We start from the raw sequence: 26,732 nt of genomic DNA on the forward strand, positions 1-26,732 counted from the left end.
AGCGTTGTGAGAAATAAAAAATGGCCAGCCAGCTCGCCCGGCCAGCCGATTGGTTAATCGTTCACATTTCCCAATCCAACTAAAACTAAATTTAGTAGCTCTTTATATATTGTGGCCTCACCTAAATCCTCTCCAAAGGAGAGGACTTAAAAGCCCCCTCTCCTTCGGAGAGGGGTGGGGTGAGGTTAATTAAAACGCATAAACCGCCGCCAGTGCAAATTGCGATGCCGCTTTGGTTGGCGCCAGTTTGTTATCTGTAAACATTTGTTTTGAACCATTATCCAGTCTCACTTCCGGTATAAATGTAAGCGGTCCGCCTTTAATGTTGGCTGTTAAAGTGACTGACGTTACCGACTCACCCTGAACAGGCCCCAGTGTAGTAACCGCACCTGCCTTAGTTTTAAAATATTCGCCGCGTACACCCAGTGTTACAACCGGTGATACTGCCAGTTGGGGGTACAAAGCAGCTCCATAAAAGCCTCCTTTATCGCCAGTGGCTACCTTCGGGCCGGTAAAATCGGCTCCATTCAATCCCAGCTTAAATGCGCTGGTAAGCTGATAAGTGGTGGTCAGATCATACTCGGTACCTGATGCAGGGCCCGACAGCAGATTTAAATAAGCCGTCCAGCCTTTTACCGGAACCACCATTAACTGTGCACCAACGGTGTTGATGCGTCCCAGCGAGGTGTAAGTATTCCAGGCATCGTTAAACAAACCGGCCATCAGGCTCACTTTATCAGAGAAAGCATAGGTCAGTTTCACACCTGCATTCTGGAACGGACCGTTAGTAAACAGGTACGAGGTAGAGTAGTTGAAATTGCCTGCCGGCGATACCACTTCATACCCTACAAAGGTAGCCATGTAACCGGCGGTTACGTTCAGCTTATCGGTCAGATCGTACCCCACATATAAGTTCTGAATATGGAACGATTGTCCGTTTGTGCCCTGGTTCGGGATAGACTGCCCCTCCCCGCGCGGACCAAACGACAGCTCGCCCACAAACGAGGCCTTGCTTACTTTCTTCTTCAGTGCCAGATCTACCATACCGATAGAGAACGAGTTTTGGTCTGATACAAAACTGGTCGGGATGTTGTTATGTCCCGAAAAATCATACTTATAATAAGTATCTACCGAACCCGATATCGCCAGCGGCGGATCAGCAGGTTTGTCCTGCGCGCGGGATGCCAGCGCCAGGGTGGCAAGTGTTATAATAGAGAGTGTCTTTTTCATTGTCTTTGTTTTTGATGATTCTTCATTTTGTCATTGCGAGGAACAAACGGGCATGAGCGTCGGAGTGACGAAGCAATCCCGTCGCCTACTTGTCGCTCATAACTGCCGACGAGATTGCTTCGCGCTCTCGCTTGCTCGCGGCCCTGCTCGCAATGACAAACGGGGCAAAGCTCTGTTATCCATTACGTCATGCTGAACTCGTTTCAGCATCCCACGTGCATCGCCGTTGAGCTTAGCATATGGGTAAGGCCACCGCGCGCCCTTCGACAGGCTCAGGGTGACATTCTTTCTTAAAGCCCCTCTCCTTTGGAGAGGGGTTGGGGAGAGGTCTATTTCAACTCATCCAACGCCACATTCAGTTTCAGCACGTTTACGTGCTCCGGACCGAACATGCCCATCAGCGGTTTTTCAATATGTGCCTCTACCAGGGTGGCTACCTTTTGCTCGTCAAGCTTGCGGTATTGCGCCACACGTTTTACCTGCATGCGGGCAGCAGCCGGCGAGATATCCGGATCCAGACCACTACCACTGGCGGTTATCATATCAGCAGGGATATCGCTGCGTTTCAGATATGGGTGATATTTTAAAAGTGTGTCGATGCGGTTATTCACGTCTTTCAAATAATCTGGGTTACTTGGACCTTTGTTAGAGCCGCCAGAACCGGCCGCATTATAACCCACTGCTGATGGCCTGCCCCAGAAATATTGCGGCTTGGTGAAGCTTTGTCCAATTTTGGCATAGCCTACTACCTTGCCCTTTACACTGATGGTTTCGCCATCACCATGTCCCTTTGAAAGTTTGCCCACAAATGATATGAGCACAGGATAAACAACGCATAACAAAACGGTTAACACCAGGGTTAAGCGAATTGATGGTATTAAGTATTTTTTCATTTTGACCTCCTCTAAATCTCCTCCTTCGGAGGAGATTTTTTATATTATTTAAATTAAAGTCGCTCTGTTCTAAAGCCCTCCCCTTCGGGGAGGGTTGGGTGGGGTATTATATAAACAGTGCCACTACAATATCTATCAGTTTAATGCCTATAAACGGCGCTACAACACCACCCAGCCCATAAATGAGCAGGTTGCGGCGCAGCAGCGCGCTGGCGCCTATCGGCTTGTACTCCACTCCCTTCAGCGCCAATGGAATCAGCATAGGGATGATGATGGCGTTAAAGATCACCGCCGACAGAATAGCACTCTCCGGACTGTGCAAATGCATAATATTAATAGCCTGCAACGCCGGTATAGAGGCAATGAACAGCGCCGGAACGATGGCAAAGTATTTGGCCACATCATTAGCAATAGAGAATGTGGTAAGTGTACCGCGGGTGATGAGCAGTTGCTTGCCAATCTCCACAATCTCAATCAGCTTGGTAGGGTCGTTATCCAAATCCACCATGTTGCCGGCTTCTTTGGCGGCCTGGGTGCCACTGTTCATGGCCACACCTACATCGGCCTGGGCCAGTGCGGGGGCATCGTTAGTACCGTCGCCCATCATGGCTACCAGTTTACCGCCGGTTTGCTCATGTTTAATGTAGTTCATCTTATCCTCTGGCTTGGCCTCGGCAATAAAATCATCTACTCCTGCTTTATTAGCAATAAACTTGGCAGTGAGCGGGTTATCGCCCGTTACCATTACTGTTTTCACGCCCATTTTACGCAAGCGTTCAAAACGTTCGGCAATGCCTGGTTTAATGATATCCTGCAACTCAATCACACCCAAAATCTCATCATTTTTAGACACCACCAGCGGAGTACCACCGTTTGATGCAATGATTCGTACACGTTCTTCTACCTCCATCTGTACTGACTTGCCAGCTTTCAGCGCCATGTTACGGATCGAATCGAAAGCACCTTTGCGGATGCGATCGCCGTTAGCAGTATTGATCCCGCTGGAACGTGTCTCGGCAGTAAATTTGATAAACTGAACCTCACCCTGACCCTCTCCAAAGGAGAAGGAACGATGTTGGTCTATTAATCTTCTGATGCTATTAACAGCCCCCTCTCCGCTGGAGAGGGTTGGGGTGAGGCTTAGTTCAATGATAGACTTACCTTCAGGCGTTTCATCAGCCAGGGATGATAGTACCGAAGCTTTTATCAACTCATCATCATTAACACCTTTGGCCGGCCAGAAATTGGTGGCTTTACGGTTACCAATAGTGATGGTGCCGGTTTTATCCAGCAACAGGGTGTCAATATCGCCGGCCGTTTCTACTGCCTTGCCCGATTTGGTGATCACATTGGCACGCAGCGCCCTGTCCATCCCGGCAATACCAATGGCAGAAAGCAGGCCACCGATAGTGGTAGGAATTAAACAAACAAAAAGAGAGATGAGGGCCGCAATGGTGATGGGTGTTTTAGCATAATCGCCAAAGGGTTTCAGCGTAACGCACACAATAATAAAGATGAGCGTAAAGCTGGCCAGCAAAATGGTGAGGGCTATCTCGTTAGGTGTTTTCTGGCGCGATGCACCCTCTACCAGGGCAATCATCTTATCCAGAAAGCTCTCGCCCGGCTGGGTGGTTACCTCCACCTTAATGCGGTCTGACAGTACTTTGGTACCACCGGTAACCGATGATTTATCGCCACCCGCCTCACGGATCACCGGGGCAGACTCGCCCGTAATGGCCGATTCATCAATAGTAGCCAAACCTTCTATGATCTCGCCATCGGTCGGGATGGTGTCACCGGTTTCGCACACAAACACATCGCCTTTGCGCAATTCGTTTGATGATTTGACGATGATGCTTCCGTCTGTCATCAGCACATTGGCCGGTGTTTCCTCGCGAGTCTTACGCAAACTATCGGCCTGGGCTTTACCGCGGGCTTCGGCAATGGCCTCGGCAAAGTTGGCAAACAACACGGTGAGCAGCAGAATAATGAAGATGGAAAAGTTATAAACAAATGAACCCTGATCATGATGATTCAGGCTGTAAATAGTTACATACAGCATAATGGCAGTGCCCACTTCCACGGTAAACATTACCGGGTTACGCAGCATCACCTTAGGGTTCAGCTTAATGAACGACTCTTTAAGTGCGGTTTGCACCAGCGCCGGTTCAAATAATTTATTAGATTGAGTTTTCATAAACCTCCTCTAAATCTCCTCCAAAGGAGGAGACTTGATTTTTGAGTTGACAATTATTTTGTTATCTGTTTTAGTGCCCTTGCATCGAAAGCCCTCCCCCTCGAGGAGGGTTGGGAGGGGTATTACTTCATTGAAAAATATTCAGCAATAGGTCCCAGTACCAGTGCAGGGAAATATGACAGGGCGTTGAGTACAATGATCACCGCAAAAGTCATTATCCCGAAGGTGAGCGTATCTACCTTCAATGTACCGGCAGACTCTGGCACATATTTCTTCCGGGCCAGCAAACCAGCAATGGCTACCGGACCAATAATTGGTAAGAACCTGCCAAAGAATAATACCACGCCTGTGCTCAGGTTCCACCAGATATTGTTATCGCCCAGTCCCTCAAAACCGGAACCGTTGTTGGCGTTGGATGAGGTGTACTCATACAGCATTTCGGAAAAGCCATGGTAGCTTGGGTTGTTAAGCCAGCCCGAAGGTTTAACCGACCAATTGGCATTTGGATAGTGGTTAAATACGTGTGTGGCCAATGCTGTGCCCGCCATAATCAGGAATGGACTAAGCAGGGTAATCAACGCGGCTATCTTCACCTCGCGGGCCTCAACTTTGTGTCCCAGAAACTCTGGCGTACGGCCAACCATCAGTCCCGATATAAACACAGCGATGATGACATACACAAAATAGTTCAGCACACCTACCCCACAACCACCATAAAATGAGTTGATCATCATAGCCAGCAGTTGCCACAGGCCGGTGAGCGGCATGGTACTGTCATGAAATCCGTTTACAGAACCAGTAGAGATTACCGTGGTGAGCGTACTCCAATAGGCAGTAGCCATTGGGCCAATGCGCACCTCTTTGCCCTCCATAGCACCAGTAGCCTGTGTTACGCCCATTTTGGCAATGGCCGGGTTACCGCCTAACTCACTGCTGATTGTAGGAATCATCAGCATCAGCACGCCCAGCGTCATCACCCCAAAAATGATCCAGCCCAATTTTTTGCGGCGGATGTAAAAGCCCAGCGCCAGTACCATAGCTACGGGGATAATTACCTGCGCAATAATCTCCGTCATGTTGGTGAGATAGTTGGGGTTCTCTAACGGGTGGATAGAGTTGGCGCCAAACCAGCCGCCACCGTTGGTACCCAAATGCTTAATGGCAATAAACTGCGCCGCCGGACCGCGGGATACCTGCACGGTATCGCCCTGTAGCGAGATAAACTTGTCTTTACCGGCATAGCTTGATGGCGTACCGTTAAAGGCCAGTATAATAGCCATTACGATAGACAGTGGCAGCAGCAAACGGGTAATTGATTTTACAAAGAAGTCCCAGAAGTTACCCAGGTTGTTGGTGGTTTTATCGCGGAAGGCCTTGAAAACAGCAACCGCGGCAGCCAAACCTGTAGCCGCGCTTACAAACTGCAGAAACATGAAGATAAAATGCTGCGTAAGATAAGTGGCGCCACTCTCGCCGCTGTAGTGCTGCAGGTTACAGTTCACCACAAAGCTAATGATGGTATTGAAAGCCAGATCGGGTGTTTGCCCCGGGTTGCCATCGGGATTAAGGGGTAACTTATCCTGATACATCAATACAAAAAAACCATACACCAGCCAGAGCAGGTTAATGGTCATCATGGCTTTAAGAAACTGTTTCCAGTCCATCGGCTCATCGGGGTTAATACCCGATAGTTTGTAGATGCCGCGTTCCAGCGGTTTCAGAAAGTCGGTCCACACCCGTTCGCCGGCATACATTTTGGCCAGATATTTCCCTAAAGGGATCGCTATCAGCAGCGTGATGGCGAACGAGGCGATTATTCCGAGTAGTTCAGTGTTCATGGCGTTTGATTAAAATTTTTCGGGTTTAAGCAGCACATATACCATGTATATGAAAGCCGCAAGGGAGATGATAAATAGTGCTAACATAGTTTTAGATTTTTTCGAACCAGTCTATCGATTTAAACATGAGCCAGCAGAAAACCAGCATGGCCAATAAAAGCAGTAGTGTGATCATGGTATTTATTGTTTTGAACAGGAGATGCCAAAAGGAATACCAACGAAGGAGACAATTATCCAATAAACTGATTTTCAGTTTATTGAATAAAATACAGGCGCACCAAAAACAAATAAGCCCTTCCGTTATGGAAGGGTTTATTTGTCAAAAAGGAGTATAAATGTTTAATGATTGGCGACCACGAACGGACGTGGGTTAAAGTAAGCTTCTGTTAAGCCTTGCCTGCCTCTATTTTTTCAATTACGTCTGATAGCTCCTCTGCTCTTACCTCCCAGGTGTTTTGCTGGGCTACTTCCAAACGCATTTGCTTTAACTCCGGTGTATCGTTCTGCAATTCGGTTTGCAGGTTTTTCAGGAAAGTATATTTATCATCGGCAATGCTAATCACGCCTTCAAAATCATCAAGGTAACTAAAGTTGGTACTTACCACAGGCAGGCCTGTTGCCAGGTATTCATTAATCTTCATGGGGTAGATACCTTTAGTAAAATCGCTTTTGGCAAAAGGGATAATACCGGCCGAGAAGGTTTTCAGGTATTCGGGCAGTTCCTCCGGCCGTTTGGCACCGGTAAAGACAGCGTTGGGGAATTTCTTTAATACATCTTCCTCATGAAAATCGGTAGTTACGCGACCAACAAACACAAAATCTACCTCGGGCATTTCTTGCAGCAGATGAGTTAGCAGGTCGTAATCCAGGCGCTCATCTATGGTACCGATATAGCCCACCACCTTTTTAGCGGTAACCTCTGGCTGGAAACCTTTAATAAACAGGTCAAGCTTTACCGCATTCTTTACAATGTAACAGGCTTTGGTAAGTTTCCGTTTGGCCTCATACAGGCCGCGCGAAGTGACTATAACACCATCTGCCATTTTCAAAAACCGGTTCTCTAACGCAACGCCGTGCTTTTGCAGCCATGGGTGCGCACCATTTATCTCATCATAACAGTGATAGATCAATGTCTTCTCACCATATTTACGGCCGGTCATTACTCCCATGCCCTGGTTAAAAGCAACAATATTAATGAGATCCCGCTCCATCCCCAGTTTTTTAAGTGCTCTTTTAGTTACCATTAGCACCTGCCAGCAGTTAAAGCGCAGCATTGCCTGGTACAGAGCTCCCTCGGGTAAAAAGTTAATAGTAAAGGCTGGCGGAGGGGTAAGCAGGTAAACGGTGCCGCCATTCTCTAATTTAAGTACCTCTATGCGGCTTTTAAGGCCAAAAGATCGCCTCAGTTCTGTATCCTTTTTGTTGAGCAGGCCATCGGCAACGTCTTTTATAGTGTATGGACTGTTTATAAACAGCAATTTGTTGTGTACCGCCATTTCTTTCATCAGCTCCACAGTTGCTTTGATGTAATCGCCGCGCCATTCGGTGCTGCTGATGCATATAATATTACGGCCCTTCAACATTGCCTCTAAGATATACACGTTTAACAAAACGTACAGGAATAATTTAGAAATAATTAAACTTAAGCTAGTCCGCTGGTTAATCATAGCGCTAGATCACGCTCTTATCTAAGCATACAGGTTGCCGTTTAGTTAATCAAAACTTCAGACTTCACTTATATCTTGGCATTTCAAAAACTACCCCTATTATTAACATGGACAACCAAAAGCTATACATACACTACGGCTGCGGACAATGTGCCCCCAAAGAGTGGAAAAATTTTGATGTTTCGCCAACCCTACGCATCCAGAAAACCCCTGTGTTGGGTTGGCTGTTAAAAAAAGGCCTGGGCCAGGTGTTTGATAGAAATGTGCAGTATGGCGACGTGACCAAGGGCCTACCCGGCATAAAAGAAAACACTGCCGATGGCGTTTACTGCTCGCACGTACTTGAACACATGTCGCTGGCAGATTTTAGGGTGGCTATTGCCAACAGCTATAAGATGTTGAAACCGGGTGGCCGTTTCCGATTGATTATGCCCGACCTGAAGGTTCTGGTTGACGATTATATTACCGACAAAGAAAAAGGTGACCCTGAGGCATCGGTACGTTTTATTAAACGCACGCTAATGGCAATGGAAGAGCGCCCGAAAGATCTGAAAGCCGTATCAAAACTGGCCTATGGTTATCTGAACCACCTGTGGCTGTGGGATACCGAATCGACCATTAACGAGCTAGAAAAAGTAGGTTTCACCAAAATTCGCAGGGCGGAGTTTAATGACTCTGAAGACGAGATGTTTAAAATGGTTGAAAACCCAAAACGCTTTGAGCTGTGCGTAAAGCTGGAAGCCGTTAAGTAATCGGATCAATCGCCCTTAGCCGGTAAGTAAAAAGGCCTGCAAATTAAATCTGCAGGCCTCCTAATATTATTATCTTACAAAAATCTTATCTGATTACCGAGCCATTGCCTACCTGACCGGCTGGCGATACAAAGTAAAGCTTGCCTTCGGCGTTCTCGGCCATCAGAATCATCCCCTGTGAGGTGATGCCTTTGATATCGCGCGGCTCCAGGTTTACCAGGATGCTCACTTGCTGACCAATGATGTTTTCGGGCTCGAAGTGTTCGGCAATGCCAGATACTACCGTGCGCTGATCAATGCCGGTATCAATAGTCAACTTCAGCAGCTTTTTGGTTTTGGCTACTTTCTCTGCCGCCAGGATGGTACCTACGCGGATATCCATAGTGGCAAAGCTTTCGTAGTTGATGTTTTCTTTAGCTGGTGCAACCTCGGCCTCTTCAACTGCAGCTGCTACCACTGCTTGCTTTTTGGCACTTAGTTTTTCAATCTGCGCATCAATCACAGCATCTTCTACTTTTTCAAACAACAGCGAAGCTGCGCCCAGTTGATGCCCATCGGCAAATACCAGTTCTTCATCAAAGCCAATGGTATCGGTCGGCCAGTTCAACATGCTCAGCGTTTTCTTTACGGTAAACGGCAGGAAAGGCTGAAGGCAGGTTGCAATGTGACCAATAATTACCAAACAGTTATGCAGCGCTTCGCGGGCTTTCTCCGGATCGGTCTTAAATGTCTTCCAAGGCTCCTGCTCGGTCAGGTAACGGTTACCCAGGCGGGCCATATCCATTACGTTCTGCAAAGCCTGACGGAACTTGTAGGCTTCCAGACTGTACTTCATCTCGTCGTAATAACCGCCCAGCTCATCGTTCAAGGCAGCGTCGGTTAGCTTAGCGCCACCAACAACTTTGCCATCAAAAAACTTATGCATCAACACCATCACACGGTTCACAAAGTTGCCTAAAATAGCTACCAGCTCGTTATTTACACGGGCCTGGTAATCTTTCCAGGTAAACTCGCTATCGCTGGTTTCTGGCAATATCGAGGTGAGTACATAACGCAGCTCATCCTGTTTATTTGGAAACTCCTGCAGATACTCATGCAGCCAAACGGCGTGATTGCGTGAAGTAGACAGCTTATCGCCCTCCAAATTCAAAAACTCATTAGCAGGTACGTTTTGCGGCAACACGTACTCGCCATGTGCGTGCAGAATTGACGGGAAGATAATGCAATGGAAAACAATGTTGTCCTTACCAATAAAATGGATCAGGCAGGTATCATCAGCCTCGTTGGCTTGTTTTTTCCAGTATAGTTGCCAGTCTTTCCCGTTATCCTCGGCCCATTGTTTGGTGGCAGAGATGTAACCAATCGGCGCATCCATCCAAACGTACAGCTTTTTGCCTTTGGCTTCTTCCAACGGCACGTCAATGCCCCAATCTAAATCGCGGGTCATAGAGCGTGGTTGCAGGCCAGATTTTAGCCATGAGGTACACTGCCCGTACACGTTCACTTTCCAATCTTCCTTGGTGGCAATCCAGCTCTCCAGCCAGGCCTGGTATTTGTCTAGCGGCAGGTACCAATGTTTGGTTGGTTTTAACACCGGGGTTTTACCACTCAGGGTTGATACCGGGTTGATCAAATCAGTTGGGTTCAACGATGTCCCGCAGCGCTCGCACTGATCGCCATAGGCACTAGGGTTGCTACAGTTAGGGCAGGTACCGGTAATGTAACGGTCGGCCAGAAACTGTTGAAAATCTTCATCAAAATACTGTTCAGAGAATTTCTCTACAAACTCCCCTTTCTCATACAAATTCAGAAAAAACTCCTGCGATAAGTCATGATGAATTGGCGATGACGTACGGTGATAGATATCGAAAGAAATACCAAACTCGGCAAAGCTATCGCGAATCTGAGCGTGGTATTTATCAATAATGGCTTGCGGGGTGGTGCCTTCTTTTTTGGCTTTGATGGTGATGGCTGCTCCGTGCTCGTCAGATCCGCAGATGTAAACTACGTCTTTTTTGAGCAGGCGCAGGTAGCGCACAAAAATATCGGCAGGTATATAGGCGCCGGCCAGGTGACCAATGTGTAACGGTCCGTTGGCATAAGGCAGCGCCGAAGTGATGGTATAACGTTTAAAATTATCGAGTTGCGACATGGGCGCAAAGATAGGGGTTTAGTCGGGAAGTCCGAAAGTCCGGAAAGTCCGAAAGTAAGTTTGCCGCGTGTTACGCTATAATTATCCGCTAAAAACAATTTCGATTTCTAATATTATATTTGAAAATCTCCGACTTCGGACTTACTGACTAAACATGACCAGCATCCCCTTTCTACATACCGGCGATAAAATTGCCATTACCTGCCCAGCCAAAAAACTGCCCAAGCCAATGGATAAGGCGGTAGAAATTTTACAGGAATGGGGCCTGAAGGTGATCATCGGCGAAACTCTTACCGCCTCATACCACCAGTTTGCGGGCGATGACGAATTGCGCGCGCGCGATATGCAGCGTTTTATTGATGATGACAGCGTTAAGGCTATTATTGCTGCCCGTGGCGGTTACGGCACTATCCGCATTATTGATATGATCAACTTTGACCGGTTGAGAACCAACCCCAAATGGATTGTGGGCTTTAGCGATATCACTTTACTCCACACGCATTTACACACCAATCTGGGCATACCCACCATACACGGACAAATGCCGGTGAACATTCCCGACGCCTCGGTCATGTCTATCCAAACCCTCAAGAAAGCGCTGTTTGGCGAAGCGATCACTTACAACTTTACCTCTTTTGGGCGCAACCGGAGCGGGCAGACCAGCGGGCAGGTTATTGGGGGTAATCTTAGTTTGCTTATAGCTGTGTTGGGGTCGGTATCTGATATGGATTATACCGGCAAAATTCTGTTCATAGAAGATATTGGCGAATACTACTACAGTATAGACCGTATGCTGCATACCCTGAAACGTGCAGGCAAACTAAGCCAACTGGCCGGACTGATGGTAGGCGCCTTTACCGAGATGAAGGATAACGATATCCCCTTTGGCTTTACCGTGGCGGAGATGGTAATGGAGTTAGTAAGCGAATATGATTACCCCGTTTGTTTTGATTTCCCCGCCGGCCACGTGGCAGATAATCATGCTTTATTATTTGGCAAAACTCTCCACCTGCATGTAGAGGAACAGCAGGTAAACGCATCATACATTTAAAAACAACACCTATGGCAATGTTAAGCAATTTGGGTAACTACAAAAATTTTGGATTGCTGGTTATCCGCCTCGGTTTAGGGGCAATGTTTATTTATCACGGTTTGCCCAAGTTAGAAGGCGGCCCTGAAATGTGGAAAGGCCTTGGCGGCGCTGCGGCCAATGTAGGCATTACTTTCTGGCCGGTTCTGTGGGGCTTCCTCTCTGCACTGGTTGAGGCAGGCGGCGGCGTGCTGCTTATATTGGGGTTAGGCTTCAGGCCGGTGTGTGTACTACTCCTCATTAACCTTATTGTGGCGGCATCTTTCCTATTCCATAAAGGCGACGGCTGGGCAGGTGCAGCGCACCCTATAGAGGATGCCATTATGTTTGCCGGCTTGCTATTTGTAGGCCCGGGTAAGTATAGTGTGGATAAACGCTGATCATCATTATTTATAAAAGCAAAAGCGGGTTACCTGGAATCAGGTAACCCGCTTTTTGTATATAGTAGGCTTGCTATTATAAGTCAAACCACATTTTATCGCTGTAAGCAGGTACAGGTTTTGGAATGTTAGAATTCGCAGTAGTTTCTGTAACCGGATAAGGGTAACGTCTAAACAGCGGTCCTGGTGTAGCATCTTTAGGCAATGTCAACACCGGAATTTCGCTGCTACCGTCAACGCCAGATCTTCTCCATTGTGTAAATGCATCTAATGACCTGTCCAGTAAGTCCAACCACTGTTGAGTGTGAATCAATGTCAACGCGTTGGTCGGTGTCAATAAAGGAAATCTTACAGGGTCATTTACATAAGTGCTGATGGCAGTTGGATCAGCTTCGTAGAATGTCATTGCATCAGTAACGCCTTTTTTGTACAGTGTTTGTGCTGTAACAAGGTTAGCAGCTACACCCAAACCTCTTGCCCAGGCTTCTGCTTCTAACAATTCTATCTGTGGATAACCAATAATTACCGATGGCGCATTTTTTCTGTAGAGGTACAGGCTCATTAAAGAAGTTGTAGCATCTGCCTCCGCGTTTTCTGCCACGCCCTTATAGGTTGTTTGGCCTGCCGGTAAATCAAAATATTTGGGTAACCTTGGGTCGTTTGATGGCACCATCAGGTCGGTAGCCACTTTACTTGCATAAGTAAAAGGATTTTGACCTAAAAACAACCTGTATTTAGGATTCTCGTTATTAGTTGCACCACTATATTTAACTTGCCAGGTATCCGCTGTCGACGACATCATAGTAGATGGATTACTGATCAAAGTACCAATAGCGGCTGCTTTTGTTGGATCCTTGTCAACCATCGTCATTAAGATTTTAAACTTAATGGTGTTTGCCAGCCTTTTCCAAGCATTCATATCTCCTGAATAGAAAATATCATAATCCGATATTTTCAAAGGGCTATTCACATCAATCTGGGCATTGGCCTCATCCAATAAACTCAAGAGACTTTCAAATACATCTTTTTGGGCATCGTATTTTGGATAAGGAAACTGGTCTGCCTGCGAGGCTTGTGAATACGGAATGTCGCCATACAAAGTTGTAGCCTCATACATCATTTCGGCGTACGTAATCTTACATTGCGCGGCTGCATTATTGTTTTTAGGGATTGATGATTCTGCTATAGCAATAGCCTGCTTAAAGTTATTACCGGCGGTGCTGTAATAAACATTCCAGGTATTGCTCAAAAAATTGGGGCTTAAGACATATATGTTAAATGCGCCCCAGTTATCTGAAAAATTGCCTCCATTTGCTAAGTTTTGTCCAAGAAAACCTAAGGCGATATAATTGTCCCCACTGTTTTTGTTTACGTCCCACGCAGTAACAGCGTAACCAAATAACAATTTGGGGTCAACTTTGGTTGCGGTTAACGGGCTCGTATTTATATCGAGATATTTTTTGCACGATACATCGCCAATCACTAGAAGCGCTAGTAAACAAGCGAAGATTTTATTTTTAAATTTCATAACGTTATTCATTTTTTTTTACAACGTAGCTCTTAAATTAATACCAATCACTCTAGCTGTCGGAATACTATTAAACTCCACTCCTTCGCCAGCACTGCCTGCACCGAAGAAATTAGATTCAGGATCAACATGAGGCACATGGCTCTTGATCAACCATAAATTTGTACCTTCTGCACCGATCTGGAGTTTTTTTATGAAAGATTTACCAAGCACCGATTTAGGGATTGCATATGACAATGATACTTGTCTTAATTTAATAAAGCCCGCATCAAACACGTCTCCTTCAGTATTACTAACGCTAGCCTGATTTACCCAATAAGCTTGCACTGACGATACTTTCGTTGTATTAGGTACATATGCACCATTTACCAGGTTAACACCAGGATCAACAAATGGTGTACGGTCGCCACCTGTTTCTGCAGCCAAGCCGCTACTTCTCAAGTTGGCAACGGTCCCAGAGAAAAATACACCGCCCTTACGAATATCAACCAAAGTAAATAAACTTAGACCTTTATAACTAAAGGTGTTTTTAATACCTCCGGTCCAATCTGCATAAATATTTCCTAGACGCTGGTTGGTCAAAGGCGCTACTTTTAAGCCGCTAGCCGGATCAATGATAAATTGACCATCAGGAGATCTTTTCCAGGCAGATCCATACAGACCAAACCCTTGTCCCGGTTCCGCTTTAATAAACAGACCGCTGTAGCCGGAAGCTATGGTTAGCTGTGTCAGTCCCGGTGCCAGATCTAATACTTTTTGCTTATTCTTATTGAAGTTGAAGCCTAAATCCCATTTAAAACCACCGGCAACAATTGGAGTTGTGTTAACCTCAGCCTCATAGCCTATGTTTTGCACCACCCCGGCATTTACTACCTTAAATGAATAACCTGAAGACGGAGGGGTTGCAATGGACAGTAAATTGTTTCTGGTTTTTCCAGTATAATAGTTAAACACTAAACCTATACGATCATGCAAAAAGCTCAGATCTGTACCAAACTCGTAAGTGTTTACTTTTTGCGGCACCAAATTAGCATTTGGCAAGGTGGTAGGTGCGGTAAATGCTGTGCTTATAGGACCCGCAGGGAATACTGTTGCAGTGGAAGATACATATTGCAAGAACACGGTTGAAGTAGGTGTGTAAGCATAATCTAAAAGATAAGGACCTAAATCACTACCTACTGAAGCCCAGCTTGCCCTTAGTTTACCTGAAGACAACCAGTCAAACGAACTGTTAGACTTTAAGAGTTCAGAAAAATTGAATGACCCGCTAAAAGATGGATAGAAGAATGAACGGCTGTTGATTGGAAGCGTAGAAGTAAAATCATTCCTGCCGGTTATATCCAAATACAAATAATCTTTGTAGTTAATGGTCAAATCGCCATATAATGACTCACTTCTTTGTTTGGAATAAGCCTGTGTTGGGGTTTTACTTGCAGCATTAGAATAAGTGTACAACTGGTCAACTGTTAAACCTACTGCCAAAATATTAGTAGCTTGAGCAAAACGCTGGTTAATGTTACCACCCGCAACCAATTTGAATTTGAAATCCTTAATCAGGATGTTCTGCTCAATCGTTGCAATCAGGTCATCATTAATTTGCTGATTCAACAGATCGTAAGTTGAAAATTGAGACTGATAGCCTACCGTACCATTACGTATGTGCTCGGCTCTCTTTTCAGTATAAACATCAGCACCAAAGTTGTTACTCAGGCTAAACCACTCAATAGGCTTATAGGTTAAGTTATAAGTACCAATAAAGTGATCAACAGTGTTAGAGTTTCTGTTGTAATTCATAATCCAGAATGGATTATTACCATTACGGTTAGGGCTCAGTGTTATCTGGTTCCCGGTAACAGGATCCTGATAGTTATCACCCAGCAAATGAATATCAACCGTTCTTGGCATGCCATAAACCGCATTAACAATTCCGTTGGTATTATTAGATGCCTGTGCCGGGCGGCCATCAGCAGCAATACTGGTGTATGAACCGGTAAAGCGTGATGTTAAGCTTTTGCTAAAGTTTCTGCCCGCATTGATAGACAGCGTATACTTTGCAAGTGTTGATTGCGGAATAAACCCTTTTTCGTTGTCATTAGAGAAGCTAATCCTGTAATCGCCATTTTCATCTGCACCTGAGATAGCAATGTTATCAATGCTTCTCACACCAGTTTGAAAGAAGTCTTTAACGTTGTCAGGATACGCTTGTAAAGCCACGTTTTGGCCTAAAAAGTTGGTAAATTTCAGATTTTGTGCGTTTGAATTAGCTATATTAGGGCCCCAACCGTTAAGAGACGTCAATGCATAGGTACCAAAATTCCCTTGTGCCCATTCATTTTGAAACTTAGGCAGTACCAAAGGATTTGAAAAACCGATACTTGAGTTAATATCAACCGACATTGTACCTTTTTTACCTTTTTTGGTGGTGATGATAACAGCACCGTCTTTTGCACGGTTACCGTACAACGCAGCAGCAGCGGCGCCTTTCAGCACAGTGATAGATTCGATATCATCAGGAGCAAGATCGCCCATACGGTTACCGTAATCAACGTTGCTTACAATTGTACCACCAGCAGAAGTTGACTCATTTACAGGCGAGCCATCAATAACATACAAGGTATTGTTGGCACTCAATGAGTTAACTCCACGGATAACAATTTTTGAAGAACCGCCGATAGTACCTGAAGTATTGTTAACACGTACACCAGCCATTTGACCGGCTAACGCATCTAAAACGTTACCATCGCGTGCTTTGGTAACATCTTCTCCTCTAACGGTACTGGTTGAGTAGCCCAAAGAACGTGCTTCTCTTTTGATACCAAGCGCAGTTACTACAACTTCACCCAGTTGTTTGCTGGCAATTGTCAATGTAGCGTTAACAACGCGACCAGCAATGGGCATAGAAAAATCGCTATAGCCGATAAATGAGAATTCTAAAAAAGTAGCGCTTGCTGGCACGCTTAAAGTATAATGGCCATCTATGCCGGTTTGGGTACCGATGTTGGCTCCGCGAACTTTAACGCTCACCCCGGGTAGTGGTGCACCATCCTCCTTGGCTGTCACTACCCCGCTTACTGTTCGATTTTGTGCATACAACTGCTGAGCGCAGAGCATAAGAAAGCACAAACTTGCTAGTAAAAGTTTTTTCATGTTTGTTAGTTATAAGATCAGTTAATAGTTAATTTATCATAAAAGTAGCGTTAAGAATGGTGAAAGAGAAATTTTTGAGCCTTTAGTTATTCAATAAATCTTGAATAAATTAAAAAACATACGAATACGTATGTAAAATAAATTTATTTTTGGTACTATGTATTGCATAATACATTCTTTTACATATATCTTTGTATTATGATTGTCGAAAACACCCAAACCCAAATGCGGAAAGGCATACTTGAGTATTGCATCCTTTCCATTATAGCAAAGGGCGAAATATATGCTTCAGACATTATTGCCGAACTGAAGAAAGCCCAACTGCTCGTTGTAGAGGGTACCTTATACCCCCTGTTAACCCGTCTAAAGAATAACGGATTGCTCCATTACAGCTGGGTAGAATCTGCATCGGGCCCGCCGCGCAAGTACTATTCCTTGTCTGAAGAGGGCCGGGCGGTGCTCAATCAGCTCGATAACACCTGGAGAGAATTGGCTTTCGCCGTACAAACTTCTATCGAAGGCAGAGACCAAAACCCTAACACCTAACAAAGAGAATCCAATCATCATGAACAAAACAATTATCATCAATATAAACGGTATCGTATTTCACATTGAAGAGGATGCCTACGATGTGCTGAAAAACTACATGACCGACGTAAAACGTCATTTCATGGATTCAGCCGATAGCCTGGAGATCACTACAGACATCGAAAACCGCATTGCCGAAATGTTTACCGAGATACTTGCCCGCGAGAGCAAGCAGGTTATTGTAGATCAGGACGTTCGCGCGGTAATTGCACAAATGGGAACCATAGAAGATTTTGCCTCGGTTGATGAGGATGGTGACCCGATACCAAACACGCAGGCATTTCAGGGCCGGGCTACCGGCCGCCGCCTCTTCCGCGATAGCGAGAAACACTTGCTGGGCGGCGTATGCTCGGGCATTGCCAATTATTTTAACATCAAGGCTGTCTGGGTTCGCCTCCTGTTTGTGCTGATTACCTTCGCTTTCTTTACCGGGGCATTGATTTATCTGATATTGTGGATTGTAGTACCCCGTGCAGTTAGTCGCGCCGATAGAATGGCCATGAAAGGCGAACCACTGGACTTGCAGGGCTTTGCACGCAACTTTGAATATGAATTACGCAGCGTACAAGGCACTGCCGCAGCCCTCAACACCACTGCCCAGCCATTAGCCTACAAAACCCGCGATTTTGTAAGCGATTTTTTTCATCACCTGGCAGCATTTATCAGAACCGCCGGTAAAACCATTATTAAGCTGATTGGCATAGCTATCATGCTAATGAGTATCGGGGTTTTGATTGCGCTTACCATCGCTGTATTTACCTTCTTTGCTTTTGGCAACACCAACATATCGCACGTGTTTCCGTTCAACACCATTAATCATGATTATAACGTGCCGTTTATGATTGGCGGTTACCTGGTGCTGGGCCTGCCACTGCTGGCTATTGCCCTGGGCATGGTGCGACTGGTGTTTAACCGTTATACCATGAGCCGTTCGTCATGGTTAAGCGCCCTCATTATCTGGGTAGCAGCTATCATGATGGTTACTTACTATACCGTTGCCGTTTTTGCCGACATGCGTGCCTCTGCCAAATACAGCCAAACCATTAACATTGCGCCAGATAGTGTTTATCATCTCAAAATAAATGATGTAAAATACCTGAGCCGACTGGATAGCGAGCGTTTGGATCTGAATAAACAATTTGCAGGCAAGATAATTAATGACGAGGGTGACGGCGACATGAATGCCCTTACCAACATTAGCCTGGTTATTGAACGTGCAGATATCAATCAGCCGCAGTTGGTAGAATCATTCAAAGCCCGTGGCAAAAATGAGGACGACGCGTTAAAAAACACTACCAACATCAATTATCATTTTGAACAACAGGGCGCCACACTACTGTTTGACCGCCACATGACACTGACCCAGAATAAATGGCGTGACCCAGAAGTACGCCTGACGTTGAAACTACCGTTAAAAACCAAGGTAATTATAGAGAGCAAAATGAACCGCCTTTTAGACGATGTTGACGTTCATGAATGCAAAGCCGACAACAACAAAAAAGACGCGGAAAGCGCCACCTTTGTAATGACCGACACCGGCCTGCACTGCTGGATAGACTCGCTGGGTGGCGTTGCACCGGCCATAAACCCGGTGTTGAAGCGCGATACGATTAATAACGAGGTTCAACCAGAGGCTCCGGAACATCCGGCAAAGCATCAAAAGCATAAACATCACTAAAAAGATGAAAACCATCATCAAGCATATCAGCCTGCTCCTGTGGAGCGGGCTGATTATTCCTTGTTGTTTTATCTGTTGTTTTAATGGCAAAGCTATAGTGGCAGCAGATGCCCGAACGCCCTGCCATCCGAACGGAAAATCCCCTGTTCCGTGTTTTGATTTGGTGCGTGATGTAGCCGCCAAATTACTCCCCGTTTTAAACTTTTTTTAAAAAAGCTGTAACCTTTGGGGTGTCTGCTGCATCTTATTAGCAAACAAACCAAATACATCTGCTCCCCCGATTATAACCCGGGCGATCAATAAGGTTTCACTTTAATAATTTTTAAAAAGAAGAATACTCTTTAATGGGATAGCTATTGCCCATTTTTTAACGGACCATACAATGAAAACACTTAGACACTACATATACCTGCTGTTAACCGCCCTGCTATTTTGCTCGGCAGCCATGGCCCAAACACCTCCGGTACACGCCCGGCTTCATGGCTCTGTGGTTAACAATCAGCAGCAACCGGTTGAGTTTGCCACTGTAAGTTTGTTGCGCGCCAAAGATTCGTCAGTAGTTAAAGGCGCTCTGGGCGATGTGAACGGCAAATACAACCTGGAACGCGTTATCGCCGGTACCTACATTATCAAAACCACCGCTGTGGGTTTTCAGAAAGGGCTGAGCAAAGCGTTCACTGTTAGCGATAACACACCAATAGTAAACATCCCGGCTATTACCATGCAGGGCGGAAGCAAAACACTGAAAACGGTAGAAGTATCTGCAGCCAAACCACTGCTGGAACGCAAGCTTGACCGCATGGTGATGAACGTAGAAAACAGCGTACTGGCAGCCGGCAACAACGCTATGGAAATTTTGGAACGCGCACCTGGGGTAACCATTGATAAAGACGATAACATTAGCTTGCAAGGCAAACAGGGCGTAACCGTGATGCTTAATGGTAAACTCACCTACTTGTCGTCGGCCCAGCTGGCTACCCTGTTGCGCTCTACCGATGGCAGCAACATTGCTACTATAGAGATCATTACCAATCCATCCGCCAAATATGACGCGGCTGGCAACTCGGGCATCATCAACATTGTGATGAAAAAGAATAAAACCATCGGCACCAGCGGCAGCGTGGTGGCATCAGCCAACTATGGTAAAAACTGGCGCGGCAATGAAAGCTTTACCCTTAACCACAAACAGGGTGCGCTAAACTTATTTGGTAATTTTAGCCATGGCGATGGAAAAAGCGAGCGTGATCTGTACATCCAGCGCCGGGTAGATAGCGCCGATAAATCAACCTACTTTAACCAGTACAACAACATGGGCGAGGTTGATCATAACAACAATTACCGTGTTGGCGCCGACTACGATTTGACCAAAAACCACACCATCGGCTTTGTAGTGAACGGGTATTTTAATAACCAGAATCTGAACACGCCGTCAACCACTTACATTGGCACTACGCCTACCGGTGTTGATTCTTACCTCAAAAGCTCGTCAATGATGGATCAATCGTTCAAAAGCTTTTCTGCTAATCTGAATGATCGTTTAAAGCTGGACACTGCCGGCCAGGAACTGGGCATTGATCTGGATTACTCGCGCTACAACAACAACCAGGTAGGCGATTACACTACCAATACCTATAAACCCAACGGGCAGACATTAATACCTCAAACGGCATTCCGTAACGTTACCCCGTCTGTTATCACTATCAAAGCTGCAAAAGCCGACTATACTTTACCACTTACCAAAGAGTTAAAATTGGAAACCGGCGTAAAATTTAGTGATGTAAAGACCGACAACAACCTGATTGCACAACTGCCTGACGGCAACGGTGGCTTTGTTAACGACAACAGTCCTACCAGCAACTCCAACCACTTTATTTATACCGAAAAGATAAACGCGGGCTATATCAATCTGGGTCAGACCTGGAAAAACACATCGGCACAAGTTGGCCTGCGCGCTGAGCAGACCATCTCTAATGGCGATCTGGTGGGCAAAGATGGCCATGCGGTCGACAGGAATTACGTTAACCTGTTCCCCAGCTTATTCATCAATCAAAAGCTGGACAAAAAGAATCAGATCGGGTTCTCTTATAGCCGCCGCATTGACCGCCCTAACTATGGCAATCTGAACCCGTTTCTGTTCTATCTGGACAGGTATACTTACTCCAAGGGCAACCCGTTCCTTAACCCGCAATATACCGACTCTTACGAGCTGCACTACACCTGGAACAACGCCATTAACGTTAACCTGAATTACAGTCGTACTAAAGATGTAATTACCGAGATCATCCTGACTGATACCGCTACCAAGGCCAGTTACCAGACCAACATGAACCTGCAGGTGCAAAACGCCTACAGCATCAATGTTAGTTCGCCTTTCACCATAGTCAAATGGTGGACCGGCAATATTAATCTTAACACCTTTTACCTGGGCTTTAAATCGGCAGATCTGCTGGGAGCACGTTTGAACAACGGCCGGGTTGTATTCCAGGGCAAGCTAACCCAAACTTTCAGTATCATTAAAGATTGGAAACTGGAGTTGTTCACCAATTACCAATCCCCGCTAACTTATGGCATTTATGATATCCGCCCGAGATATAGTACCGATGCCGGCGTTAGTCGCACATTTGCTAACAAACGCGCCAACATCAAATTCTCGGTGAGTGATATTTTCAATACCCGCACCAACAATATCAACAGCATGTACCAGTCGGTTAACCTGGCCATCAGGCAAAAGGGCGAAACCCGCATATCACGCATCAGTTTCACCTATAATTTTGGCAACACCAAAATCAAAGCCCGCGACCACCAAACTGGTGCCGAGCAGGAGAAAGGCCGTGTGGGCGGCAACTAAAAAAGGATTGATTTTTCTATGAGTCAATAAATTGGGAAACCGGCGGGCAGCGAGTGCCTCGCCGGTTTTTGCTGTTTACCACTCCTTACACAATCCTGTCATTTCGAGCGAGCGAAGGGTGGGAAATGAGTGTGGGGCGACGAGAAATCTTATACGGGTGATAAGCTAAACGTTAAACAAAGCATGGGGGCTAAGATTTCTCTCTTCGCTCCGCTCCGTTCGAAATGACAAGAAGTTTAATAAAGATTTTTAAACGTTCTCTTCCGGATGCTCAATACCCAACTCATCCATCAAACGCTCAACAGACATATTGATGCCGTTGATAGTGTGTTGTGCCTGGGTATAGAAACCTTCGCGCTCGGCGAGTTTTTCTTCAATGAAGGCGATTAATTCATCACCGTGTTTGCCGCGGATGATGGGACGCTCGTCTTTGCCGTTATCCAGTCTGCTGGCCAATACTGCCGGTGGCAAATTCATATAAATGGTTTGTCCGTTGGCATTCATCCATTCCAGGTTATCAAAAAAACAAGGCAAACCGCCACCTGTTGATATCACAGCGCGCTGCGGATAATCGCCTGATTTAAGGATCGCTGATTCCAGATTTCTGAAAGCAGCCTCGCCATGGGTGGTAAAATACTCGGGGATGGTCATGCCCTCTTTTTCTTCCAGGATGGTATCCAGATCTACAAAAGCATAGTTAAGGCGCGCGGCCAGTTTTTTACCCCAGGTAGTTTTGCCGCAACCCATGTAACCAATCAGGAAAATGCGGTGCGCAGATGCGTCAGGTGCGTTAGCGTTAGTCATATTAAAAAAAGGTGGTTACTGCAGTTTTACACGCGGATCAACCCAGCGGTAAACCACATCAACCAAAATACTGATAACTACAAATATAAAAGCAATAAACAGAATAGAGCCCATCACCACCGGGAAATCTGATGAAGCCAAGGCATCAACGGTAGTTTTGCCCAGTCCGTTATAGCCAAAAACGTATTCTACAAAGAAAGATCCCGCCAAGAGCGATGCAAACCAGTTGGCAATAGCGGTGATCACCGGGTTCAGCGCATTGCGCAGGGCGTGTTTATAGATGATAACGTTACGGCCCAAACCCTTGGCACGAGCGGTACGGATATAATCCTGACCCAAAGTTTCCAGCATGGCGCTGCGGGTCAGTTGCACGATGATAGCCAGCGGGCGCAATCCGAGGGTGAGCATGGGCAGCACCAGGTTACGCAGGTTGAGCACCTCGCCCTTAAACGGATCATAACTGTATAAGCTGCCCGACATATCCAGCCCGGTATACCGACTCAGCACAAAGCCGAACAGCCACGCAATAATAATCCCCGCAAAAAAAGAAGGGGCCGAAATACCGATGATGCTAAACCCTACTGACAGTTTATCAATCCAGGTATTTTGATGCACGGCACTCAGCACGCCCAGCAACACGCCTATCACAATGGCAAACAGCATAGCTGTAGTTGCCAGAATGAGCGTATTGGGGATTACCTCCATCAGCAGTGTAGTTACATCCTTATGAGTTTGGTATGACCGGCGCAGATAAGGCCACTTGAGTACCAGCACATGATCTTTATACACCCGGAACAAGCGCACATAACGGTAGCGTTGCTGCTCTTCCTGATTATCGCCATGAATACCTACGGGCGAAAGATCATTCAGATAAAAGGCAAATTGTACCGGCACGGGCCTGTCCAACCCAAACTCATGACGCACGGCTTGCAGCGATTGCACATCGGCACGCTGACCCAGCGTCATGCGGGCAGGATCTGCCGGGAGGATATTAAAAAGAAAAAACACCACTACCACTATGCCCAGCATCACGGCCGCAGCATACCCGATTTTACCGAGCAGGTAGCGTATCATTGGGTTACTTTCTAAAATACTTTTTCACCAGCGCATCATAGCTGGGTACCATGTGGTAGTGCCATTTATCTACTATGGTGCCTTTCTTCATCAGCAGCACGCCGGGATTGGAGCGTACCATGCTTTTCAGCGGCACCTCATCTACATAAAACAGTTCTGTTACCAGGTGGTTGGCTTTGGCAAAAGCCTCGGCATCCTCGGGCGTGGTGGCGGTGAGCAATACCACACGGGTGTTATAATCCTGATGCAAGTTGGCGGCCAGGGCGTTGATCCTGCCAATAGCGTTAACGTTGGTATGCTTCAGATCATACGCTACAATTACCAGGCTATAGAACGGGTTATCCATCAGTTCGTTCAGGTAGTCGTTCTTTTGCGCATCCTGAATTTGCAGGTAAGGGATCTTAGGCGTAAAACCTTTCTTCACCAGGCGGCTCTCCGGGTCGCCTTTTACTTCCCAGTTATTATCTTTCCAAATGCCCGATTTCAGGTAAGCGGTATTGGTCATGGTTTTCTTTTCGTGCGTGGCTTTATTCTCCAGCTTGTAGGTCAGCTCATATTCATCAGGCATGGCACCCGGCGGGATTCTCATCTCGTCAGGGATATTAGCACCAACCTTGTAAGGCAGAAAATCAATCACAGGACCAAAATTATACGTCATAAAACCCACACCGAACGATATGATAACCGCCCCCTGGAACAACCGTGAACCCGTCTTTTTTGCAAACACCGGCTGAATACCTTTGCGGTGAACAAACAGCACCAAAATGAGCAGCAGCAACACCAGGTCTTTACTGAACGACTGCCATGGCGTCAACGGAATAGCATCACCAAAACAGCCACAGGTTTGCACCACTTTAAAATAGGCCGAGTAAAAGGTAAGGAAGGCAAAGAAGATGATGAGCAACAACAAACCCCAGGCCACTCGCACCGAGCTATAGCCAATCAGCCGCGCAAAGCCCAATATCATCTCCAACGCGCAAAGCGTAACCGCAATAAGTACCGAGTAGTTACTGAAGAAGGTGAGATGTAAAACCTCAAAATACTCTTCCAGTTTATACGAGAAGCCCAGCGGATCATTAGCCTTGATCAGTCCGGAGAAGATAAAGAGCAGCCCTACCGCAATACGGCATATCCAAACCAGTGTGGCAGTTGTTTTATTGTTTGTCATAGTTGTGGTAGATGCTATTATGGTACTCATTAAATTCGAAATCGAACATCCGAATTCCGAAATCCGAAATCAGGCCACTCCTAATTTTATCAGTGCAAAAACTGAGTAATTGAGCATATCCTGATAATTGGCCTTCACCCCTTCTGATACCAGGGTTGCGCCCTGATTATCTTCAATCTGTTTTACACGCAGAATTTTCATCAGTATCAGATCGGTTAACGAGCTGATACGCATATCGCGCCATGCCTCGCCATAATCATGATTTTTGGCAAACATCAGTTCTTTGGTCTCGTTCGCTTTGCCGTCAAAATCTTTTTCCACTGCGCCAGGGTCAAGCTCCAGTGGGGTTTCGTCGGTGCTTTCCAGCTGCATCATGGCAATAATGCAGTAGTTAATGATGCCGATGTACTCGCCGGTAATATCATCGCCTACTTTCGATACTTTTTTTTCTTCCAGCGTACGAATACGCTGGGCTTTGATAAAAATCTGATCGGTGATAGATGACGGACGAAGGATGCGCCAGGCAGTGCCATAATCGCGTGTTTTCTTCATGAACAGGCTTTTGCAGTGTGCAATAACTGCATCGTATTCTGACGATGTATTTTTCAATGTGATATATTTTGAAAGACATTGATGAATCGCGCAGCCATTCGGCCCGATGCTTCTCCCAGAACGGAAGTCTCTCATCAATATTGAGTTCTGTTTGCAAATATATAAAGTAACTTTACAACCGCTAACAGATACGGTTCACCTAATGTCATCAGAAATTTTTTTTCAAAAAAAGCTTACCATCAACGTCCGCGGAAGACTGATTGATCTGACCCGCCCCAAAGTGATGGGCATCATCAATCTTACCCCTGATTCATTTTATGCTGGCAGCCGCAAACCGGCTATTGATGACGCCCTGCAGCAAACTGAGAAGATGCTGAACGATGGCGCTACCTTTATTGATCTGGGGGCATATTCCTCTCGTCCGGGAGCGGTGGACATTTCAGCACAGGAAGAAACCGACCGCCTGCTACCTGTTATAGAAGCCATTGTCAAAAACTTTGGCGAAGCAATAATGTCTATAGATACCTTTCGCGCCTCTGTTGCCGAGGCGGCTGTTAACGCGGGGGCACATATCATCAACGATATCTCCGGCGGACAATTAGACGAAGCCATGTTTAGCACCGTAGCCCGCCTAAAAGTGCCATATATACTGATGCACATGAAAGGCACCCCGCAAAACATGGTTCAGCAGGCGCAATACACCGATCTTTTTACCGAAGTACTGGATTACCTCGCCATTAAATATCACGCCCTGAAAGCGCTGGGCATACACGATGTGATTATTGATCCAGGCTTTGGTTTTGCAAAAGAAAGCCACCACAGCTACGAACTGATACGTCGCCTGCGTGAGTTTGATATACTGGAATTACCTATGCTAGTCGGCATTTCCCGCAAGCGGATGATCTACCACACCATTGGTAGCACAGCCGCCGAAGCCTTAAATGGTACTACGGCCCTTAACACCATTGCCTTGATGAACGGCGCTAATATTCTGCGGGTACATGATGTGAAAGAAGCGGTAGAAGCGGTGAAGGTGTTTGAGGCGGTGATGGAGAACCAGGATTAAACGAATTTTTAGGATTTACAGGATATATGTTCTATTTACCAATGTTATGCTGCTATAACATCCTGTAAATCCTAAAAATT

At 46.1% G+C, this 26,732-nt stretch carries 21 protein-coding genes; 8 read left to right on the forward strand and 13 right to left on the reverse strand.

Annotated features, from left to right (window positions below; all coding sequences use genetic code 11):
• Positions 1-189: 189 nt before the first annotated feature.
• The 6 genes from ABZR88_RS19775 to ABZR88_RS19800 form a co-directional block, all read right to left on the reverse strand.
• A complete protein-coding gene (locus ABZR88_RS19775; RefSeq protein WP_107827684.1) occupies positions 190-1,230 on the reverse strand; it encodes a porin in 1,041 nt (346 codons plus the stop codon).
• Positions 1,231-1,559: 329 nt separating this feature from the next.
• Complete coding sequence (locus tag ABZR88_RS19780) at positions 1,560-2,123, reverse strand: K(+)-transporting ATPase subunit C (protein ID WP_107827685.1); 564 nt, start codon at positions 2,121-2,123, stop codon at positions 1,560-1,562.
• A gap of 106 nt (positions 2,124-2,229) precedes the next feature.
• Positions 2,230-4,320, reverse strand: coding sequence for a potassium-transporting ATPase subunit KdpB (gene kdpB, locus ABZR88_RS19785; RefSeq protein WP_107827686.1), 2,091 nt, complete (start codon positions 4,318-4,320; stop codon positions 2,230-2,232).
• A 122-nt stretch (positions 4,321-4,442) separates the two neighbouring features.
• Entirely contained in the window at positions 4,443-6,158 is a 1,716-nt protein-coding gene (kdpA, locus tag ABZR88_RS19790) for a potassium-transporting ATPase subunit KdpA (RefSeq protein ID WP_107827687.1), read from the reverse strand.
• 9 nt (positions 6,159-6,167) lie between these two features.
• On the reverse strand, positions 6,168-6,245 hold the full coding sequence (locus tag ABZR88_RS19795; protein ID WP_107828031.1) for a potassium-transporting ATPase subunit F: 78 nt from the start codon (positions 6,243-6,245) through the stop codon (positions 6,168-6,170).
• Positions 6,246-6,544: 299 nt separating this feature from the next.
• Positions 6,545-7,759: a glycosyltransferase gene (locus ABZR88_RS19800; RefSeq protein ID WP_170113554.1), complete on the reverse strand. Its 1,215-nt coding sequence runs from the start codon at positions 7,757-7,759 to the stop codon at positions 6,545-6,547.
• Positions 7,760-7,932: 173 nt separating this feature from the next.
• Here ABZR88_RS19800 and ABZR88_RS19805 point away from each other — a divergent pair, with 173 nt between their 5' ends.
• Positions 7,933-8,577 carry a methyltransferase domain-containing protein gene (locus ABZR88_RS19805; RefSeq protein ID WP_107827690.1) on the forward strand — a complete coding sequence of 215 codons (645 nt, stop codon included), beginning with the start codon at positions 7,933-7,935 and terminating at the stop codon, positions 8,575-8,577.
• Between the two features lie 85 nt (positions 8,578-8,662).
• On the opposite strand, the gene metG is transcribed toward ABZR88_RS19805, so the two are convergent.
• The gene (metG, locus tag ABZR88_RS19810; protein ID WP_107827691.1) at positions 8,663-10,729 is read right to left on the reverse strand and encodes a methionine--tRNA ligase; all 2,067 of its coding nucleotides are present in this window, start codon (positions 10,727-10,729) and stop codon (positions 8,663-8,665) included.
• Between the two features lie 154 nt (positions 10,730-10,883).
• Between metG and ABZR88_RS19815 the strand changes: the two genes are divergently transcribed.
• Positions 10,884-11,780: an LD-carboxypeptidase gene (locus tag ABZR88_RS19815; protein WP_107827692.1), complete on the forward strand. Its 897-nt coding sequence runs from the start codon at positions 10,884-10,886 to the stop codon at positions 11,778-11,780.
• A gap of 11 nt (positions 11,781-11,791) precedes the next feature.
• Positions 11,792-12,199: a DoxX family protein gene (locus tag ABZR88_RS19820; RefSeq protein ID WP_107827693.1), complete on the forward strand. Its 408-nt coding sequence runs from the start codon at positions 11,792-11,794 to the stop codon at positions 12,197-12,199.
• 76 nt (positions 12,200-12,275) lie between these two features.
• On the opposite strand, the gene ABZR88_RS19825 is transcribed toward ABZR88_RS19820, so the two are convergent.
• On the reverse strand, positions 12,276-13,727 hold the full coding sequence (locus ABZR88_RS19825) for a SusD/RagB family nutrient-binding outer membrane lipoprotein (RefSeq protein WP_107828032.1): 1,452 nt from the start codon (positions 13,725-13,727) through the stop codon (positions 12,276-12,278).
• 18 nt (positions 13,728-13,745) lie between these two features.
• Positions 13,746-16,874, reverse strand: coding sequence for a SusC/RagA family TonB-linked outer membrane protein (locus ABZR88_RS19830; protein WP_107827694.1), 3,129 nt, complete (start codon positions 16,872-16,874; stop codon positions 13,746-13,748).
• A gap of 198 nt (positions 16,875-17,072) precedes the next feature.
• Here ABZR88_RS19830 and ABZR88_RS19835 point away from each other — a divergent pair, with 198 nt between their 5' ends.
• The 4 genes from ABZR88_RS19835 to ABZR88_RS19850 all read left to right on the forward strand — a co-directional run bounded on the left by ABZR88_RS19835 (position 17,073) and on the right by ABZR88_RS19850 (position 21,988).
• Positions 17,073-17,420 (forward strand): PadR family transcriptional regulator, encoded by a 348-nt coding sequence (locus ABZR88_RS19835; RefSeq protein WP_107827695.1) that lies wholly within the window; start codon positions 17,073-17,075, stop codon positions 17,418-17,420.
• Between the two features lie 19 nt (positions 17,421-17,439).
• Entirely contained in the window at positions 17,440-19,140 is a 1,701-nt protein-coding gene (locus ABZR88_RS19840; RefSeq protein ID WP_107827696.1) for a PspC domain-containing protein, read from the forward strand.
• 4 nt (positions 19,141-19,144) lie between these two features.
• Complete coding sequence (locus ABZR88_RS19845) at positions 19,145-19,351, forward strand: hypothetical protein (protein WP_146166498.1); 207 nt, start codon at positions 19,145-19,147, stop codon at positions 19,349-19,351.
• A 171-nt stretch (positions 19,352-19,522) separates the two neighbouring features.
• On the forward strand, positions 19,523-21,988 hold the full coding sequence (locus ABZR88_RS19850) for an outer membrane beta-barrel family protein (protein WP_107827697.1): 2,466 nt from the start codon (positions 19,523-19,525) through the stop codon (positions 21,986-21,988).
• A gap of 249 nt (positions 21,989-22,237) precedes the next feature.
• Here the strand turns inward: ABZR88_RS19850 and ABZR88_RS19855 are convergent, their stop codons facing one another.
• The 4 genes from ABZR88_RS19855 to ABZR88_RS19870 form a co-directional block, all read right to left on the reverse strand.
• Positions 22,238-22,792, reverse strand: a complete 555-nt coding sequence (locus tag ABZR88_RS19855) for a shikimate kinase (RefSeq protein ID WP_107827698.1) — start codon at positions 22,790-22,792, stop codon at positions 22,238-22,240.
• A gap of 15 nt (positions 22,793-22,807) precedes the next feature.
• Positions 22,808-23,866, reverse strand: a complete 1,059-nt coding sequence (locus ABZR88_RS19860; protein WP_107827699.1) for an ABC transporter permease — start codon at positions 23,864-23,866, stop codon at positions 22,808-22,810.
• 4 nt (positions 23,867-23,870) lie between these two features.
• Complete coding sequence (locus ABZR88_RS19865; RefSeq protein WP_107827700.1) at positions 23,871-25,034, reverse strand: BT_3928 family protein; 1,164 nt, start codon at positions 25,032-25,034, stop codon at positions 23,871-23,873.
• Between the two features lie 69 nt (positions 25,035-25,103).
• The gene (locus ABZR88_RS19870) at positions 25,104-25,586 is read right to left on the reverse strand and encodes a DUF1599 domain-containing protein (RefSeq protein ID WP_245917004.1); all 483 of its coding nucleotides are present in this window, start codon (positions 25,584-25,586) and stop codon (positions 25,104-25,106) included.
• A gap of 202 nt (positions 25,587-25,788) precedes the next feature.
• On the opposite strand from ABZR88_RS19870, the gene folP reads away from it, so the two are divergent.
• Positions 25,789-26,652, forward strand: a complete 864-nt coding sequence (folP, locus tag ABZR88_RS19875) for a dihydropteroate synthase (protein WP_107827702.1) — start codon at positions 25,789-25,791, stop codon at positions 26,650-26,652.
• Positions 26,653-26,732: the final 80 nt, after the last annotated feature.

The sequence above is a fragment of the Mucilaginibacter yixingensis genome, assembly GCF_041080815.1.
GTDB classification, from domain to species: domain Bacteria; phylum Bacteroidota; class Bacteroidia; order Sphingobacteriales; family Sphingobacteriaceae; genus Mucilaginibacter; species Mucilaginibacter yixingensis.

Coding starts and splice junctions, on each gene's coding strand:
- ABZR88_RS19845 (WP_146166498.1), top strand. CDS start 19,145: ATGAAAACCATCATCAAGCATATCAGCCTGCTCCTGTGGAGCGGGCTG.
- ABZR88_RS19815 (WP_107827692.1), top strand. CDS start 10,884: ATGACCAGCATCCCCTTTCTACATACCGGCGATAAAATTGCCATTACC.
- ABZR88_RS19850 (WP_107827697.1), top strand. CDS start 19,523: ATGAAAACACTTAGACACTACATATACCTGCTGTTAACCGCCCTGCTA.
- kdpB (WP_107827686.1), bottom strand. CDS start 4,320: ATGAAAACTCAATCTAATAAATTATTTGAACCGGCGCTGGTGCAAACC.
- ABZR88_RS19835 (WP_107827695.1), top strand. CDS start 17,073: ATGATTGTCGAAAACACCCAAACCCAAATGCGGAAAGGCATACTTGAG.
- ABZR88_RS19830 (WP_107827694.1), bottom strand. CDS start 16,874: ATGAAAAAACTTTTACTAGCAAGTTTGTGCTTTCTTATGCTCTGCGCT.
- ABZR88_RS19855 (WP_107827698.1), bottom strand. CDS start 22,792: ATGACTAACGCTAACGCACCTGACGCATCTGCGCACCGCATTTTCCTG.
- kdpA (WP_107827687.1), bottom strand. CDS start 6,158: ATGAACACTGAACTACTCGGAATAATCGCCTCGTTCGCCATCACGCTG.
- ABZR88_RS19840 (WP_107827696.1), top strand. CDS start 17,440: ATGAACAAAACAATTATCATCAATATAAACGGTATCGTATTTCACATT.
- metG (WP_107827691.1), bottom strand. CDS start 10,729: ATGTCGCAACTCGATAATTTTAAACGTTATACCATCACTTCGGCGCTG.
- ABZR88_RS19870 (WP_245917004.1), bottom strand. CDS start 25,586: ATGAAGAAAACACGCGATTATGGCACTGCCTGGCGCATCCTTCGTCCG.
- ABZR88_RS19805 (WP_107827690.1), top strand. CDS start 7,933: ATGGACAACCAAAAGCTATACATACACTACGGCTGCGGACAATGTGCC.
- ABZR88_RS19795 (WP_107828031.1), bottom strand. CDS start 6,245: ATGTTAGCACTATTTATCATCTCCCTTGCGGCTTTCATATACATGGTA.
- ABZR88_RS19820 (WP_107827693.1), top strand. CDS start 11,792: ATGGCAATGTTAAGCAATTTGGGTAACTACAAAAATTTTGGATTGCTG.
- folP (WP_107827702.1), top strand. CDS start 25,789: ATGTCATCAGAAATTTTTTTTCAAAAAAAGCTTACCATCAACGTCCGC.
- ABZR88_RS19860 (WP_107827699.1), bottom strand. CDS start 23,866: ATGATACGCTACCTGCTCGGTAAAATCGGGTATGCTGCGGCCGTGATG.
- ABZR88_RS19775 (WP_107827684.1), bottom strand. CDS start 1,230: ATGAAAAAGACACTCTCTATTATAACACTTGCCACCCTGGCGCTGGCA.
- ABZR88_RS19825 (WP_107828032.1), bottom strand. CDS start 13,727: ATGAAATTTAAAAATAAAATCTTCGCTTGTTTACTAGCGCTTCTAGTG.
- ABZR88_RS19865 (WP_107827700.1), bottom strand. CDS start 25,034: ATGACAAACAATAAAACAACTGCCACACTGGTTTGGATATGCCGTATT.
- ABZR88_RS19780 (WP_107827685.1), bottom strand. CDS start 2,123: ATGAAAAAATACTTAATACCATCAATTCGCTTAACCCTGGTGTTAACC.